The organism is Donghicola mangrovi (assembly GCF_013377535.1).
Taxonomy (GTDB): domain Bacteria; phylum Pseudomonadota; class Alphaproteobacteria; order Rhodobacterales; family Rhodobacteraceae; genus Donghicola; species Donghicola mangrovi.
Window position 1 is genome coordinate 1 of record NZ_JABCJE010000046.1, and the last position, 448, is coordinate 448.

Consider the following 448-nt stretch of genomic DNA (forward strand, 5'->3'; position numbering starts at 1 on the left):
GATCGGCCTCAGGACCGTTTCAAACCTGAAATGATGAACGCTTTCAGGAAACCTTGCTGCGATTTTCTGAAAGCTAGAGGGTGACTTGGCTCATAGTCGAGTAGTGCTCGGCTTGCTCAACCATTTTCAGAGTTGCTTTTTCACCGAACCGCTTGGCAAGCGCGTGTGACATTTCCGGCGGCGACCACGTGTCGTTGGTCCCATGCCAGAGTTCAACTGGACACTGCACTAGGTCGATTGTCTCGCTCCAATCAGTGACATAGACATTGATGAAAGCGAGATATGCATCTGGTCGCCGCAGGAAACACTCCACAAGCGCTTGGTTCACGCTGGCCCGGAAGGCAGGATCTTCGAAAAGGGCCCTCTCTGCGGCGCCACAATTCCTGAAGAGCGCACCAGCTGTCCGTTCGGGCGACCAACGCGTCATCAAACCTTGGAATACAGTCAA

Annotated in this window: 1 protein-coding gene; it reads right to left on the reverse strand. The window is 53.6% G+C overall.

Going from position 1 to position 448, the window contains the following annotated elements; translation table 11 throughout:
- Positions 1 to 73: 73 nt before the first annotated feature.
- Positions 74 to 448 (reverse strand): alpha/beta fold hydrolase (locus tag HJ536_RS21060; RefSeq protein WP_228028849.1); only part of this gene is annotated, 375 nt, incomplete at its 5' end.